Genomic DNA, 13641 nt, shown 5'->3' with positions numbered 1-13641 from the left:
TCGGTGCGGGCGATCTCAGCGCCGCCCAGACGGCCGGACACCTGAGTCTTGATGCCGCGGGCGCCGATGCGCATAGCGCGGCCCATGGCGTTCTTCATGGCGCGGCGGAAGCCGATGCGCTTCTCCAGCTGCTGGGCGATGTTCTCGGCCACCAGCTGAGCGTCCATGTCGGGGCTCTTGACCTCAACGATGTTGAGGGCCACGCTCTTGCCGATCATCTTCTCCACCTTCAGGCGCAGGGCCTCGATGGCCTCGCCGCCCTTGCCGATGACCACGCCGGGACGGGCGCAGTGCAGGTAGATGCGCACCTTGGCGTTGTCACGCTCGATCTCGATCTTGGGGATACCGGCGGAATACAGGGTCTTCTTCAGGTAGTCCCGGATCTTCTTGTCCTCCACCAGCAGGTCGCCCACCTTCTCGTTGCGGGCATACCAGCGGGAGTCCCAATCCTTAATGACGCCCACGCGCAGGCCGTGGGGATTCACTTTCTGTCCCATATTCTTCCTCCTCCCTTAGCGCTCAGCCACCACGATGGTGATGTGAGAAGTGCGCTTGTTGATCCGATAGGCGCGGCCCTGGGCCCGGGGACGCATCCGCTTGATGATGGGGCCGGGGCAGGCGAACACCTGGGAAACATACAGCTTCTCGGGGTCCATCTGATGGTTGTTCTCCGCGTTGGCAGCGGCGCTCTTGAGGAGCTTGAGCAGCAGCTCGGAGGCAGCCTTGGGGGTGGCCATCAGGATGGCGTTGGCCTGGGCTACGCTCTTGCCGCGGATCAGGTCACAGACGATCTGGACCTTACGGGGAGAGATACGGGTATATCTCAGATGTGCTTTAGCTTCCATATTCTCTCTCCTCCTTACTTACCAGTCTTGCTGCCGGCGTGGCCGCGGAAGGTACGGGTGGGGGCGAACTCGCCCAGCTTGTGGCCCACCATGTCCTCGGTCACGTAGACGGGCACGTGCTTGCGGCCGTCGTGTACGGCAAAGGTGTGTCCGACGAAGGAGGGGAAGATGGTGGAGGCGCGGCTCCAGGTCTTCAGGACCTTCTTCTCGCCGGTCTGATTCATTTCGTCGACCCGCTTCAGCAGCTCGGGGGCGCAAAAGGGGCCTTTCTTGATACTTCTGCTCATCTTTTACTGCCTCCCTTACTTCGCGTTGCGGTGCTTGACGATGAACTTCTCGGTGCGGTTCTTCAGCTTGCGGGTCTTGTAACCCATAGCAGGCTTGCCCCAGGGGGTAACAGGGCCGGGACGACCAACGGGGCTCTTGCCCTCGCCGCCGCCGTGGGGGTGGTCATTGGGGTTCATGACGGAGCCGCGGACGGTGGGCCGCCAGCCCATGTGACGCTTACGGCCGGCCTTACCGATCTGGATGTTGGCCCAGTCGGTGTTGCCCACCTGGCCGATGGTGGCCTTGCAGTTCTCGCGGATATAACGCACCTCGCCGGAGGGCAGACGAACCTGAGCCATGCCGTTCTCCTTGGCCATCAGCTGAGCAGCCTCGCCGGCGGCGCGCACCAGCTGAGCGCCCTTGCCGGGATACAGCTCGATGCAGTGGATCATTTCGCCCACGGGGATGTTGGCGATGGGCAGGCAGTTGCCGGGCAGGATGTCGGCGTCGGGGCCGGTCATGATCTTGTGGCCGGCCTTCAGGTTCACGGGAGCCAGGATATAACGCTTCTCGCCGTCCTCGTACTGGATGAGGGCAATGTTGGCGGAGCGGTTGGGATCGTACTGCAGGTTGATGACAGTAGCGGTGCCTTCCTTGTCCCGCTTGAAGTCGATGATGCGGTACTTCTTCTTGTTACCGCCGCCGCGATGGCGGACAGTGATGCGGCCGTAGCTGTTGCGGCCGGCGTTCTTCTTCAGATTCTCCAGCAGGCTGCGCTCGGGCTTGGCCTTCTTGTCGATGCCCTCGAAGGCGCTCACGGTCATGTGGCGGCGGGAGGGCGTTGTGGGCTTATAAGTTTTGATAGCCATTGTTCCTTATCCTCCTTACACCATGCCTTCGAAGAACTCGATGGTCTTGGAGTCCTCGGTCAGGGTGACCATAGCCTTCTTCCAGTTGGCCCGGCGGCCGGCGGGGAAGCGGCCGGTGCGCTTGGTCTTGCCCTGCATGTTCAGGGTGTTGACCTTGGCCACCTTCACACCGAAGATCTCCTCGACCGCCTTGGCGATCTCGATCTTGTTCGCGTCCTTAGCCACCTCGAAGGTGTACTTCTTGGCCTCGGTCTCGGCCATGGACTGCTCGGTGATGATGGGGCGCTTGATGATATCATAAGCGGTGGTAGCCATTACGCAAACACCTCCTCGATGACGGCCAGAGCGGCCTTATCTACGATAAACTTGCCGGCGTTCACGATGTCGTAAACGCTGAGGATCTTGGCGGTGGTGGTCACCACGCCGGGGATGTTGCGGGCGGACTTGATGACGTTCTCGTTGACCTCGGGGGTCACGATGACGGCCTTCTTGGCGCCCACGGTGCTGAGGAAGCCCTGCATGGTCTTGGTCTTGATGGCGTCCATGTTCAGGCCGTCCACCACCACGATGTCGCCGGAGGCGGCCTTGGCGGACAGAGCGGACTTGAGAGCCAGACGCTTGACCTTCTTGTTCAGCACATAGCTGTAATCGCGGGGCTTGGGAGCAAAAACGATACCGCCGTGGGTCCACTGGGGAGCGCGGGTGGAACCCTGACGGGCGCGGCCGGTGCCCTTCTGACGCCAGGGCTTGATGCCGCCGCCGGAAACCTCGGCGCGGGTCAGAGCGGACTGGGTGCCCTGACGGCAGTTGGCCAGGTGATTCTTGACCACCTCATGCACAACGGTCTGATTGGGCTCGATCCCGAACACAGCTTCGGAGAGCTCCACTTCGCCGACCTGGTTGCCGGCCATGTTCACAACGATTGCCTTAGGCATTTGAGTTCTCTCCTTTCTTACTTGTTACGGGCGGAAGCCTTCTGGGGATTGACGCGGGCGGAAGCCTTCTGCGGGTTGACGCTGGCAGCGGCGGCGGCGCCCTTCTCCTTGACGTTGATCACGGAGTTGCGCAGGTACACGATGCCGCCCTTGGGGCCGGGGATGGCGCCGCGGACAGCGATGATGCCCAGCTCGGAGTCAACCTTGATGACGTCCAGGTTCAGAACAGTGACCTGCTCGTTACCCATCTGGCCGGCGCCGATCTTGCCCTTGAAGATACGGGAGGGATCGGTGCTGGAGCCCATGGAGCCGGCGTGACGGTGCACAGGGCCGGTACCGTGGGATTCCTTCAGGCGGTGAGCGCCGTGACGCTTGATAACGCCCTGATAGCCGTGGCCCTTGCTGATGCCGGTCACGTCCACGCGGTCGCCCTCGGCGAACACGTCAACCTTGACCTCGTCGCCCACGTTGAGGGCGTCGCAGTTGTCCAGCTTGAACTCCTTCAGGGTGCTCTTGCGAGCGTCGCCAGCCTTCTTCAGATGACCCAGCTCAGGCTTGGTGAGCTTCTTCTCAGCTACGTCGCCGTAGCCCAGCTGAACGGCGTTGTAGCCGTCCTTCTCCTCGGTCTTCTTCTGCACCACGGTGCAGGGGCCCGCCTCGATGACGGTGACCGGGATGACCTTGCCGTCGGTGTCAAAGATCTGCGTCATGCCGACCTTCTTGCCGATAATGGCCTTTTCCATGTTTTTTCCTCCTTATAAAGGTTATTGGTCGGGAGAGTTACCCATCGGGCCGGTATTGCTCTCGCGACTTGACCCGCCTGTCTCAAATAACGCGACAGGCCGCGGTACAAACAAAGGAATGAATCGCGCCGCTATCACGCTTTGCCTGTTCGCAACGCGGTCACTGTTCACCGCTCCGTGAAAAATGCCGCTCCGCCTTCGGCGTCGCCTGTTTTTTCTCTGCGCGGTTCACTGTGCCGCTGCTCACGACGGCTCAGACGCTTACAGCTTGATCTCGATCTCCACACCGGCGGGAAGCTCCAGGCTCATCAGGGCCTCGACGGTCTTGGGAGAGGGCTTGAGGATGTCGATGAGGCGCTTGTGGGTGCGGCGCTCGAACTGCTCGCGGGAGTCCTTGTACTTATGGACGGCGCGCAGGATGGTGACGACTTCCTTCTTGGTGGGCAGGGGAATGGGGCCGGACACGGAAGCGCCGGTGCGCTTGGCGGTCTCCACGATCTTCTCGGCGCTCTGGTCGATGAGCTGGTGATCGTAGGCCTTCAGACGGATGCGGATCATTTCTTTCTGAGCTGCCATGTGTTTTGTTCCTCCTTAAACATACGAAGTGGTGCGCTTTCGCCGGGTCCACGGGGCCAAAGCGCGGTGTCTTTCCTCGCTTCGTACGGTGAGAGATTTCAGTACACGTTTCCGTGCGTATCACTCCATGACATGAAGAAAACCGGCACAAGCAGGCCGGTTTACTCCACGCACGGCGATATACGCCGCGCACAGATCCCTCAGCCGCCCGATTCTAGCTCGGACATACTCCGCGGAAGTTACCTCATTTCTGAGCAATCTCCCGCATCATCGCAGACTGCGCCCAAACAGGCGCTTGATTATGATACTCTAAAACCCAAACCCTGTCAAGGGCTTTCCCGGTTTTTTTGAAAATTTTTTGTCTCTGCCGGGGCAGGCGGGAAGATGGCCGCCTGTCCCAGCAGCAAAAGCACAGGGATCAGAGAATAGTGGTACCGCCCGGCCACCTCCACCAGCATCTGGGCGCAGGTCAGCCCCAGCACATACAGGGGCAACAGCACCAGAGCGGAACGCGCCCGGTTTCGCCACAGACGGACCAGTCCGGCTCCCGCCAGCACCAGGGCGGCGTAATAGAACCCGTTACAGGTCAGGGAGAACAACCGGGTGTGCCGCACCACGCTGCCCACATAGCCCACACAGGCGTGGTCGGAGCCCAGGAAGGCCCGCAGCTTGTCCCCCATCAGAGGCAGCAGGGCCACCTCCCCGGAGGTGATGCGGTTTTTGGCGGCCTCCAGGGCTCCCTCCTGCGCCTGCTGGGCGGTGGTTCCCGGCGCATCGCTGAGGGAAAAGAGCAGATCGCTGTCCGCCTGGTTCCAGGCCCCGCCGGAATCTTGGTTGAATCCCACCAGAATACTGTAGCCCGGCGTGGTGGAAGGCTCCTCCCCAATCCGCCGGGCCAGATGGGCCTGCCACAGCGGGCCGGTAACGGCATAGGCCGCCAGCAGGGCGGCCAGCAGCACCAGCCAGTACCGCCGGGTCTCTCCCAGCAGCCAGTCCTCCGGCTTCAGCACCAGGCGCCAGAGCAGCAGGGCAATGATTACCACCGCCGCCCCAGCAGAAACAGCAGGCTGCCGGAGGCGGCGGTCAGTAAAACGTTCAGTCCCTGGGCCAGCAGCGCCCCCGGCCCCAGCAGGCGGATAAACCAGCTGAGGAAGGAGGAATAGCCGAAGATGTGGGGAAAGAGGGCCATATACCGCCCGCCCTCCAGCACCGGCTGCCTGGCCAGGGCCTTGGCGTACCCCCAAAAGGTGGCGTAATCCCCGGAGGGGGTCACCCGCACCAGGAGTACCCAGGCCCCCTTGACCGCCAGACAGAGCAGGGTGAGCAGCAGCCACACCTTGGCCGCACCTAACCTGGCCAGCCGTCCGCACAGCAGAGGTAATCCCTTCCACAGCACGGGCAGAACCAGCAGAGCCAGGCCTAGCGCCTTCCAGGTCTCCCCGTCCCGGCTCGCCCCCAGCATCAGCGCCGTCCCCAGTAGCGCCAGGGTAAGGGCCAGCATCGTCCTGGTCAGAACACCGGCCCCCGCCGTCAAGGTTCTCTCCACCTTCTCCGCCCCCTTCCGCCTTACATTTTTTTGCTTTTGTCCTACGATAGGACAATTTTGTGTGGTTTTCAGTATAACGTTGGGATTGTCCTATGTCAAGACAAAAGGAAAGGAGGGCCTCTATGGCCAGAATCATTGACGGGAGCGAAAAAAACCTGGTGGGCGAGCAGGTGCGGGCCCTGCGCATCAAGCGGGGCATGAGTCAGCAGGCGTTGTCCGACAGGCTGGAAACCATGGCGATCTATGTGTGCCGGGGTTCGGTGTCCCGGATCGAGGACCGGCAGCGCACCGTGACCGACATTGAGCTGTACGGGCTGTCCCAGGTGCTGGGGGTACCCATCGCCCAACTCTTTGGTCCCGAGGAGCAATAAAAAAGGGGCCCCCGACGTCCATTGGGACGTCGGGGGCTCCTTTCTACGTTATCTTATAGCACTTCGGCAATTCGCTTCTTCATCTCGGCGGCGTCGATTTCGGTCTGAGTAAAGTGTTCCAGGGCCAATACCGCCTGGTTGACCAGAAGGCCCAGTCCATTGATGGGCCTGTGGCCCCGCTTTTTGGCCTGACGGAGCAGTTCGGTCTCGGCGGGAATGTAGATCAGGTCCACCACCGGCACACCGGGCTTCAAATGATCCAGGAAGGAGAAGTCGGCAAACTGCCCGGCGGTATCCGCCATGCCCAGGGAGGTACAGTTCACCAGCAGGTCGCACTGCGCCGCCGCCCGGGCCAGTTCATCCGGGGAAAAGCCCGTCGGATGGAGATGCTCCGGATCGTAGCCGCAGATGGCCTGGGCTTTGTCGGGGGTGCGGTTGCACACGGTGACCTCCGCCCCGGCCTGGGCCAGCTTGAGACATACCGCCTTGGCGGCCCCTCCCGCCCCCAGCACCGTCACCTGCTTGCCCGCCGGGTGGATGCCCTCGTCGGCCAGAGCCCGGAGAAAGCCCTCCCCGTCGGTGTTGTAGCCGTAGGTTTTGCCCTCCCGGATGCAGACGGTGTTCACCGCCCCGATGAGTTTGGCGTCCTCGTCCAGTTCATCCAGCAGGGGCACCAGTTCCTCCTTGTGGGGCATGGTGGCGTTGAATCCAGCGTATCCGGCAAATTTGGCACACTCCAGCCACTGGGCGCACTGTCCCCGGGGCACCGGCTGGCACAGATACACATAGTCCAGGCCCATCGCCTTGAGCATGGTATTGTGGATCAGGGGGGACTTGGAGTGCCGTACCGGGTCCCCGATGACGCACAGTTTGCGGGTGGTGTTTTTCAGTTCCACATTCATATCCATCTCTCCCCGCTCCCCCTCCGGCCGGTGGTCGGGGAGGGCGGCGTTGATTGCCAGGGCCACCAGCAATCCCACAATGGTCTCGATCATGCGGGCGGCGGCGTAGTAATACCGGGTCACGCCGGTGACACCGGTGATGAGAATGACACAGGGCAGGATGCAGGCCATGCCGCAGGCGGTGGGCCGCTTGATGAGCAGGCACAGCCATACCCCCGCCACACACACCGCCCCCAGGATGAGGGTCTTGAGCCAGAAATGCTCCAGGGCCGGCCCCAGCAGCAGGGTGGCGGTACCCAGGGCGCCGCCCACGATGACGCCGATGAGCCGGGAAATGCCCTGGCGGAAGGTCTGGCCCAGGGTACTCTGGGTACAGATGATGCAGGCAATACAGGCGTACAGCGGCCCCATCTGGCCCAGCACGCCCCCCAACTCCTCCCGGTAGGTGAGGCCAAAGGGGAGAAACAGGGCGTAGGACACCATCACCGCCACAGCGGTTTTGATCACCCGCATCCCGATGCGGGGCAGGAGAACGGAAGGATGTTTCATAAGATCTCCTTTTATCGGCGGGCGGCCTTTATGGCCGCCCGTTTTCCTCCAGGAAATAGCGGATCGCCGCCTCGTAGCCGTACAGCCCCAGGCCGCAGATCTGACCCACGCAGGCGGGGGCAGTGACGCTCTTGTGCCGGAACTCCTCCCGCTGGTGGACGTTGGAGATGTGGACCTCAATACAGGGTACGTCCACCGCCTTCAAAGCATCCAGAATGGCGTAGGAGTAGTGGGTGAATGCGCCGGGGTTCATCACGATGGCGTCATACACCCCGTCGGCTCCGTGGATGGCGTCGATGATGGCCCCCTCGTGGTTGGACTGGAAGCAGTCCAGCTGGGAATCGTGGGCGGCGGCGAAATCTTTCAGCCGCTTGCACAGGCTCTCATAGGTATTCTCCCCATAAATGCCCGGCTCCCGCTTGCCCAGCAGGTTCAGGTTGGGCCCGTTGATGATGAGGAATTTCATTTCAGCACCTCCAAAATCCGCTGTACCGTCTCCGCCGGGGTGGCCTGGACATCCACCACATGGTCGGCCCACTCCAAATAAATGGGTTCCCGGGCGGCGTACCGCTCCAGAAAGGCCCCTCTTCCCTGCTGGCCCAGGGGACGCCCCCCCATAGACACATTGTCGTAGATCTCCCCCGGGTCACGCCGGAGGAAGATCACGGTTCCGCAGTCTTTCAGGCTGGCAATGGAATCCGCCCGGGTGGGCAGACCGCCGCCGCAGGCAATGACCTGGCCCTTCCGTTGGGCCAGTTCCTCCGCCGCGCCCAGTTCCCAGTCCCGGAAGAAGGCCTCTCCCTCCTTGGCAAAGATATCGGGGATGGAGCGGCCCAGGGCCTCCTCAATATACTGGTCGGTATCCACAAAGGTGAATCCCAGTTCCTTGGCTAACAGACTCCCCACCGTGGACTTGCCGCAGCCCATCATGCCGATGAGCACCACATTGTCCCTCATGTCTGCTCCTCCCAGGCTCTGTAGTTGCCCAAGATCCGCACCTCTGTGGCCAGCTGGCTCAGCTCGTGGAGTACCCCGTCCATGCCGGGGGCGGTGAGGTCACCGGTGAAGTCCAGGAAGAAGAGGTACTCAAAGCCCCGTCCGGGGATGGGCCGGGACTCGATCTTCAGCAGGTTGAGGCCCTGGACGGCAAAGATGGTGAGGATCTCGTGGAGGGAGCCGCTCTGGTGGGGCAGGCGGAACACGGCACTGATCTTGTTGCGTTCCGGCCGCAGCTCAGGCACCGGGGACACCACCGCAAACCGGGTGTGGTTCATGGTGTTGTGGTTGACCCGCTGGGCCAGGATGTGAAGGCCGTACAGCTGGGCGGCCCGCCTGGAGCAGATGGCGGCGGCGGTGTGGTCCCCCTTCTCTGCCACCAGCTTGGCGGAACCTGCGGTGTCCAGGGTGGGCACCCGCTTCCAGTCCCGGTGGGCGTCCAGGTACTGTTCGCTCTGCATCAGCCCCTGCTCATGGGAGTAGACCGTCTTGATTTGGGCCAGCTCTACCCCCGGCAGGGCGGCCAGACAGTGTTCCACCGGCACCTGCCACTCTCCCACAATATAATAGTGGTACTGGGCCATCAAGTCATACACCTGACGAATGGACCCGGTGGAGGAGTTCTCCACCGGCAGCATGGCGTAATCCACCTCTCCCTTCTCCAGGGCGGCAAACACGTCGTTGAACCAGGGCTTGCCCACACTGTTCACGTCTCCGCCGAAGAAGCCCACGGCAGCCTCCTCGCTGTAGCAGCCCGGCTCTCCCTGGTAGGCCACCCGGGGATTGGCCACCGGCTGACGCACCCTGGCCAGGTCGGCCAGATAGGCGGCGTAGCCCGGGTCCTCCGCCCCCTCCTTCACCAGATGGCGCTGCTGGCGGCGGGAGATGGCCATGATGCTCTCATAGAGGTGGGCAATATCCGCCTTCCGGGCAGGGTCATCGGTCAGGGCCGTCTTGGCGGCAATGACCTGCTTCTCCCGGTTGGCGTCCAGCACGGGAATACCCTCCCGCTGCTTGTATTCCCCCACCTGGCCGGTAATTGCCATCCGCTCCAGGAACAGGCGCACCAGTTCCCCGTCAATGCGGTCGATCTCCTGCCGGTATTGCTCCAGTTCCGTCATATCCATCGCTCCTTTTAGATGCCCAATACAGCGCAGGCCGCCAAGGCAGCCGCCGCCTCGATCACCGGCACCGCCCGGGGGACGATGCAGGGATCATGGCGGCCGTGGATCTCGATCTCGGTCTCCTCCCCCGTCCGCAGATCCACGCTCTCCTGCGGCAGAGAAATGGAGGGGGTGGGTCGGATGGTGACCTCAAAGGTCACCGGCATTCCGTTGGTGATGCCGCCGTTGATCCCCCCGGCGTGGTTGGTCTTGGTGACCACCCTGCCGTCCTCCACGGCGAAGGGGTCGTTGGCCTCGCTGCCCCGCATGAGGGAGAAGGCCACACCGGCCCCGAACTCGATGCCCTTCACCGCGGGCACGGCAAAGAGGTACTGGGCGAAGATGCCCTCCACATTGCAGCCAAAGTCAGGGGCTCCCAGTCCGGCGGGCAGGCCGGTGACGGCACACTCAATGGCGCCGCCCACGCTGTCCTGTGCCTCCTTGGCCTCCAGAATGGCCTGACGCATCTCCTCCCCTTTGCCGTCGTCCAGCACCGGGAAGGGCTTTGCAGCCACCGCTTTCAGTTCCTCCGGGTCCTCCAGGGCGGCGTCACAGATGCCGTAGATGGAGCTGATGTGGGCACCCACCTGGATACCCCGGCCGGCCAATACTTGCTTGGCCACCGCGCCGGCGGCCACCAGCGGAGCGGTAAGACGACCAGAGAAGTGGCCGCCGCCCCGATAGTCCAGACAGCCTCTGCTCTTGATGAATCCGGCGTAATCCCCGTGGCTGGGCCGGGGGGTGTACCGGATGGATTCGTAGTCCTTGGAGTGCTGGTCGGAGTTGTGGATCACCATGGCCAGGGGGGCCCCGGTGGTCTTGCCCTCAAACACCCCGGAGAGTACCTCCACCAGGTCGCTCTCCTTCCGGGCGGTGGCGGCGGGGTCCTGGCCCGGCTTGCGCCGGTCCAACTCCTTCTGCACCTGCTCCAGATCCAACTCCAGCCCGGCAGGTACTCCCTCCAGCACCACGCCGATGGCGGGGCCGTGGGATTCGCCGAAGATCATGTGTCGCATATCAGTTCTCCTCCCAATCTGCGGTAATCCTCCCAGAACCGGGGATAGGACTTCTTGACGCACTCGGCGCCGGTGATGGTCACCGGCTCCTCGCACCGGATGGCGGCGATGGCCGCCATCATGGCGATGCGGTGGTCGTTGTGGCCGGAGACGGTAACGCCTCCCGCCAGCTTCTCCTTTCCGTGGATCACCAGATGGTCCTCATATTCCTCTACCTGTGCCCCCAGGGCGTTCAGCACTTCGGTCACCGTGGCCAGCCGGTCGCTCTCCTTGATACGCAGCCGCCCGGCGTTGACGATGGCGGTGGTCTCCCCCGCTCGCAGGGCGGCCATAGCGGCCAGGGGCGGTACCAGGTCGGGACACTGGCTCACATCCAGCTCCAGACTGCCCTTTCCCCCCATCTGCTCATAAAATCTGGCGATGGCCTGGTCCCCCTGAACGGAGGCCTGATCCAGCCCGCCGATCTCCACCGGGCAGCCCAGGAATTTGGCCCCATACCAGAAAGCGGCGTTGGACCAGTCGGCCTCAACGGCCAGATTCTGATGCTGATAATACTGATTTCCCGGCACACGGAAGGTGCGCTTGCCGTCGTATTCCGCCTTCACACCAAATTTGTCCAGGGCGTCCAGGGTCATGTCCACATAGCCCCGGCTCTCCAGGTCGGTGGTGAGTCTGATCTCGCTGTCCCCCGCCAGCAGGGGCAGGGCGTACAGCAGGCCGGTAATGAACTGAGAGGACACGTTGCCCGGCAGCGTGTAGACGCCGGGGGTCAGCTTGCCCCGCACCGTCAGCACCCCGTCCTTCTGCTCATAGAAGATGCCCTTCTCCCGGAAGAGGGCGAAGTAGGGTTCCTGGGGCCGCTCCATCAGCCGCCCGTGGCCGGTGAACTTGCCGCCCCCCTTGAGGGCCAGGGACACCGGAATGAGGAAGCGAAGAGTGGAGCCGCTCTCCCCGCAGTCCATCACCTCAGGGGCAGGCTCCTCGTGGCCGTCCACCAGATCGCCCCCCCGGATGATGGTACCGTCGGCGGAGGCGTCGGCGTCCAGGGTGCGCATACACCGCAGGGTGGCCTGGATGTCCTCGGACAGGTCCACGTTGGATAGCTTGCAGAAGCCGTCGGACAGAGCGGCGGCGATGATGAGCCGGTGGGCCTGGCTTTTGGAGGGAGGGGGCGTAACAGTTCCTTTCAACTGGGCAGGCGCAATGGTCACGTTCATTTCAGTTCCTCCAGCAGCGCAGCTTTGGGCATTTGATGGGGGATGGCATGGCCCATCTCTTCCAGCAGGATCACGCTGATGTCCGCCCCCGCACCCTTCTTGTCCAGGCCAATGGCGGCGGCATACTCCTCCGCCGTACAAGCGATCTCCACCGGCAGATCCAGAGCGGTGAGAACGGCGGCAATCCGGTCCGCCGTCCCAACCGGGGTAATCCCCAGCCTCTCCCCCAGTCCGGCGGCCTTTACCATACCGGCGGCCACCGCCTGGCCGTGGGTCCACTTCTCATAGTGGCCCGCCTTTTCATAGGCGTGGCCCAGGGTATGTCCAAAGTTGAGCAGCATCCGTTTTCCCGTGTCCCGCTCGTCCTTTTCCACAACAATCCGTTTTAAATTGCAGCAAGTATACAAAACGCGTTCGATTTCCGCCCTAATTTCCTTCCGGCTGGGCCGGGCGGCCAGGAAATCGAAGAAGGAACCGTCCAGGATGCAGCCGTACTTGACCACCTCCGCCATGCCGTCGGCAAAGGTGGAATCGGGCAGGGTGTCCAGGGTATCCGGGTCCATCAGCACCAGTTTGGGCTGCCAGAAGGCACCGGCCAGATTCTTGCCGGCATCCAGATCGATGGCCACCTTGCCTCCCACAGAGGAGTCCACCTGGGCGAGGAGGGTGGTGGGAATCTGGACGAAGGCCACCCCCCGGAGAATGGTGGCGGCGGCAAAGCCCGCCAGGTCCCCCACCACGCCGCCGCCCAGGGCCACCACAGCGTCGGTGCGGGTAAGGCCCGCCTCCATCATGGCCTCCCACAGCCTGGCCAGCTGACCGGCGCACTTGGAGGCCTCTCCGGCGGGGACGATGTGGACCGTCACGGAAAACCCGGCGGCGGCAAGGCTGTCTTCCAGCCGGTGGGCGTAGAGAGGGGCCACGTTGGAGTCGGTGACCACAAAGAGCCGCTCCGCCCGGGGCAGCACTGCCCGGCAATGTTCCCCCGCCTGATCCAGCAGGCCCCGCTCGATTAAAATATCATAGCTCCGCCCCGGCAGGGCCACGGTGAGGGTTTTCATGGAATCACTCCTTCTCGGAATGGCGGGCCGTCGGGGACGCCGGCCCCTACAGATTTTCCACCCCATTTTATCGTAGGGGGCGGCCTCCGGACGCCCCGTTGATCGGAAGTTCCGGTCTTATCTTACCAGTTTCTTCTCCACCAGGTCAACCAGCATGCTCACCTTGTGCATAAGGGCGTCGAACTTCTGGGGGGTGAGGGACTGCTGGCCGTCGCACTTGGCGTGGGCGGGATCGTTGTGGACCTCGATGATGAGGCCGTCGGCGCCCGCCGCCACGGCGGCCAGGGCCAGAGGCTCCACCATCCAGTACATACCGGCAGCGTGGGAGGGGTCCACGATGACGGGCAGGTGGCTCATCTGCTTGATGGCGGGGATGGCGGACACGTCCAGGGTGTTGCGGGTGTAGGTCTCAAAGGTGCGCACCCCCCGCTCGCACAGGATCACGTTCTCATTGCCCTCGGCCATAATATACTCGGCGGACATGATCCATTCCTCGTAGGTGTTGGAGAGGCCCCGCTTGAGGAGGATGGGCTTGGACATCTTGCCCACCTCCTTCAAAAGCTCGAAGTTCTGCATGTTCCGGGC

General features: G+C 63.0%; 19 protein-coding genes. 1 reads left to right on the top strand and 18 read right to left on the bottom strand.

All coding sequences use genetic code 11. The features are described from left to right. The 10 genes from rpsC to Q0K43_RS07300 form a co-directional block, all read right to left on the bottom strand. Nucleotides 1-497, bottom strand: a 497-nt coding sequence (gene rpsC / locus Q0K43_RS07345) for a 30S ribosomal protein S3 (protein WP_297289906.1), incomplete at its 3' end; no start/stop codon positions are given. A 15-nt stretch (nt 498-512) separates the two neighbouring features. After that, nucleotides 513-845 (bottom strand): 50S ribosomal protein L22, encoded by a 333-nt coding sequence (rplV, locus tag Q0K43_RS07340; protein ID WP_297289905.1) that lies wholly within the window; start codon nt 843-845, stop codon nt 513-515. Between the two features lie 14 nt (nt 846-859). After that, the gene (gene rpsS, locus Q0K43_RS07335) at nt 860-1132 is read right to left on the bottom strand and encodes a 30S ribosomal protein S19 (RefSeq protein ID WP_007494656.1); all 273 of its coding nucleotides are present in this window, start codon (nt 1130-1132) and stop codon (nt 860-862) included. A 15-nt stretch (nt 1133-1147) separates the two neighbouring features. After that, nucleotides 1148-1981, bottom strand: a complete 834-nt coding sequence (rplB, locus tag Q0K43_RS07330) for a 50S ribosomal protein L2 (protein WP_297289904.1) — start codon at nt 1979-1981, stop codon at nt 1148-1150. 15 nt (nt 1982-1996) lie between these two features. After that, nucleotides 1997-2296, bottom strand: coding sequence for a 50S ribosomal protein L23 (rplW, locus tag Q0K43_RS07325; protein ID WP_297289903.1), 300 nt, complete (start codon nt 2294-2296; stop codon nt 1997-1999). Then, the gene (gene rplD / locus Q0K43_RS07320) at nt 2296-2916 is read right to left on the bottom strand and encodes a 50S ribosomal protein L4 (protein ID WP_297289902.1); all 621 of its coding nucleotides are present in this window, start codon (nt 2914-2916) and stop codon (nt 2296-2298) included. The genes rplW and rplD overlap by 1 nt, the downstream gene beginning before the upstream one ends. Before the next feature lie 17 nt (nt 2917-2933). Beyond that, on the bottom strand, nt 2934-3659 hold the full coding sequence (rplC, locus tag Q0K43_RS07315) for a 50S ribosomal protein L3 (RefSeq protein ID WP_297289901.1): 726 nt from the start codon (nt 3657-3659) through the stop codon (nt 2934-2936). A gap of 261 nt (nt 3660-3920) precedes the next feature. Beyond that, a complete protein-coding gene (rpsJ, locus tag Q0K43_RS07310) occupies nt 3921-4235 on the bottom strand; it encodes a 30S ribosomal protein S10 (RefSeq protein WP_006573401.1) in 315 nt (104 codons plus the stop codon). 326 nt (nt 4236-4561) lie between these two features. After that, nucleotides 4562-5278: a hypothetical protein gene (locus Q0K43_RS07305; protein ID WP_297289900.1), complete on the bottom strand. Its 717-nt coding sequence runs from the start codon at nt 5276-5278 to the stop codon at nt 4562-4564. Continuing rightward, nucleotides 5272-5781: a hypothetical protein gene (locus Q0K43_RS07300; protein ID WP_297289899.1), complete on the bottom strand. Its 510-nt coding sequence runs from the start codon at nt 5779-5781 to the stop codon at nt 5272-5274. The genes Q0K43_RS07305 and Q0K43_RS07300 overlap by 7 nt, the downstream gene beginning before the upstream one ends. Before the next feature lie 122 nt (nt 5782-5903). On the opposite strand from Q0K43_RS07300, the gene Q0K43_RS07295 reads away from it, so the two are divergent. Then, complete coding sequence (locus Q0K43_RS07295) at nt 5904-6152, top strand: helix-turn-helix domain-containing protein (protein WP_297289898.1); 249 nt, start codon at nt 5904-5906, stop codon at nt 6150-6152. 53 nt (nt 6153-6205) lie between these two features. Here the strand turns inward: Q0K43_RS07295 and aroE are convergent, their stop codons facing one another. The 8 genes from aroE to Q0K43_RS07255 form a co-directional block, all read right to left on the bottom strand. Then, entirely contained in the window at nt 6206-7603 is a 1398-nt protein-coding gene (gene aroE, locus Q0K43_RS07290) for a shikimate dehydrogenase (protein WP_297289897.1), read from the bottom strand. A 28-nt stretch (nt 7604-7631) separates the two neighbouring features. Continuing rightward, complete coding sequence (aroQ, locus tag Q0K43_RS07285) at nt 7632-8069, bottom strand: type II 3-dehydroquinate dehydratase (protein ID WP_297289896.1); 438 nt, start codon at nt 8067-8069, stop codon at nt 7632-7634. Next, nucleotides 8066-8560 (bottom strand): shikimate kinase, encoded by a 495-nt coding sequence (locus Q0K43_RS07280; RefSeq protein WP_297289895.1) that lies wholly within the window; start codon nt 8558-8560, stop codon nt 8066-8068. Before Q0K43_RS07280 ends, aroQ begins: the two co-directional genes overlap by 4 nt. Further along, entirely contained in the window at nt 8557-9720 is a 1164-nt protein-coding gene (gene pheA / locus Q0K43_RS07275; RefSeq protein WP_297289894.1) for a prephenate dehydratase, read from the bottom strand. Before pheA ends, Q0K43_RS07280 begins: the two co-directional genes overlap by 4 nt. A gap of 14 nt (nt 9721-9734) precedes the next feature. Beyond that, nucleotides 9735-10769 carry a chorismate synthase gene (gene aroC, locus Q0K43_RS07270; RefSeq protein ID WP_366086144.1) on the bottom strand — a complete coding sequence of 345 codons (1035 nt, stop codon included), beginning with the start codon at nt 10767-10769 and terminating at the stop codon, nt 9735-9737. Further along, nucleotides 10766-11995, bottom strand: a complete 1230-nt coding sequence (locus Q0K43_RS07265) for a 3-phosphoshikimate 1-carboxyvinyltransferase (RefSeq protein ID WP_297289892.1) — start codon at nt 11993-11995, stop codon at nt 10766-10768. Before Q0K43_RS07265 ends, aroC begins: the two co-directional genes overlap by 4 nt. Then, entirely contained in the window at nt 11992-13056 is a 1065-nt protein-coding gene (gene aroB, locus Q0K43_RS07260; protein WP_297289891.1) for a 3-dehydroquinate synthase, read from the bottom strand. Before aroB ends, Q0K43_RS07265 begins: the two co-directional genes overlap by 4 nt. 117 nt (nt 13057-13173) lie before the next feature. Beyond that, on the bottom strand, nt 13174-13641 hold a 468-nt coding region (locus Q0K43_RS07255), incomplete at its 5' end, for an N-acetylneuraminate synthase family protein (RefSeq protein ID WP_297289890.1).

Source organism: uncultured Flavonifractor sp. (assembly GCF_944383115.1).
Taxonomy (GTDB): Bacteria; Bacillota; Clostridia; order Oscillospirales; family Oscillospiraceae; genus Flavonifractor.
Note: the sequence above shows the minus strand (reverse complement) of the source record. Positions and strands in the feature narration are given on the sequence as shown.

What these genes read in the sequence shown, in the direction of transcription:
- rplB (WP_297289904.1), bottom strand. Translation starts at nt 1,981, where the DNA reads ATGGCTATCAAAACTTATAAGCCCACAACGCCCTCCCGCCGCCACATG.
- Q0K43_RS07265 (WP_297289892.1), bottom strand. Translation starts at nt 11,995, where the DNA reads ATGAACGTGACCATTGCGCCTGCCCAGTTGAAAGGAACTGTTACGCCC.
- Q0K43_RS07295 (WP_297289898.1), top strand. Translation starts at nt 5,904, where the DNA reads ATGGCCAGAATCATTGACGGGAGCGAAAAAAACCTGGTGGGCGAGCAG.
- aroE (WP_297289897.1), bottom strand. Translation starts at nt 7,603, where the DNA reads ATGAAACATCCTTCCGTTCTCCTGCCCCGCATCGGGATGCGGGTGATC.
- pheA (WP_297289894.1), bottom strand. Translation starts at nt 9,720, where the DNA reads ATGACGGAACTGGAGCAATACCGGCAGGAGATCGACCGCATTGACGGG.
- rplW (WP_297289903.1), bottom strand. Translation starts at nt 2,296, where the DNA reads ATGGCTACCACCGCTTATGATATCATCAAGCGCCCCATCATCACCGAG.
- rplD (WP_297289902.1), bottom strand. Translation starts at nt 2,916, where the DNA reads ATGCCTAAGGCAATCGTTGTGAACATGGCCGGCAACCAGGTCGGCGAA.
- rplV (WP_297289905.1), bottom strand. Translation starts at nt 845, where the DNA reads ATGGAAGCTAAAGCACATCTGAGATATACCCGTATCTCTCCCCGTAAG.
- rpsS (WP_007494656.1), bottom strand. Translation starts at nt 1,132, where the DNA reads ATGAGCAGAAGTATCAAGAAAGGCCCCTTTTGCGCCCCCGAGCTGCTG.
- Q0K43_RS07280 (WP_297289895.1), bottom strand. Translation starts at nt 8,560, where the DNA reads ATGAGGGACAATGTGGTGCTCATCGGCATGATGGGCTGCGGCAAGTCC.
- rplC (WP_297289901.1), bottom strand. Translation starts at nt 3,659, where the DNA reads ATGGAAAAGGCCATTATCGGCAAGAAGGTCGGCATGACGCAGATCTTT.
- aroB (WP_297289891.1), bottom strand. Translation starts at nt 13,056, where the DNA reads ATGAAAACCCTCACCGTGGCCCTGCCGGGGCGGAGCTATGATATTTTA.
- aroC (WP_366086144.1), bottom strand. Translation starts at nt 10,769, where the DNA reads ATGATCTTCGGCGAATCCCACGGCCCCGCCATCGGCGTGGTGCTGGAG.
- rpsJ (WP_006573401.1), bottom strand. Translation starts at nt 4,235, where the DNA reads ATGGCAGCTCAGAAAGAAATGATCCGCATCCGTCTGAAGGCCTACGAT.
- aroQ (WP_297289896.1), bottom strand. Translation starts at nt 8,069, where the DNA reads ATGAAATTCCTCATCATCAACGGGCCCAACCTGAACCTGCTGGGCAAG.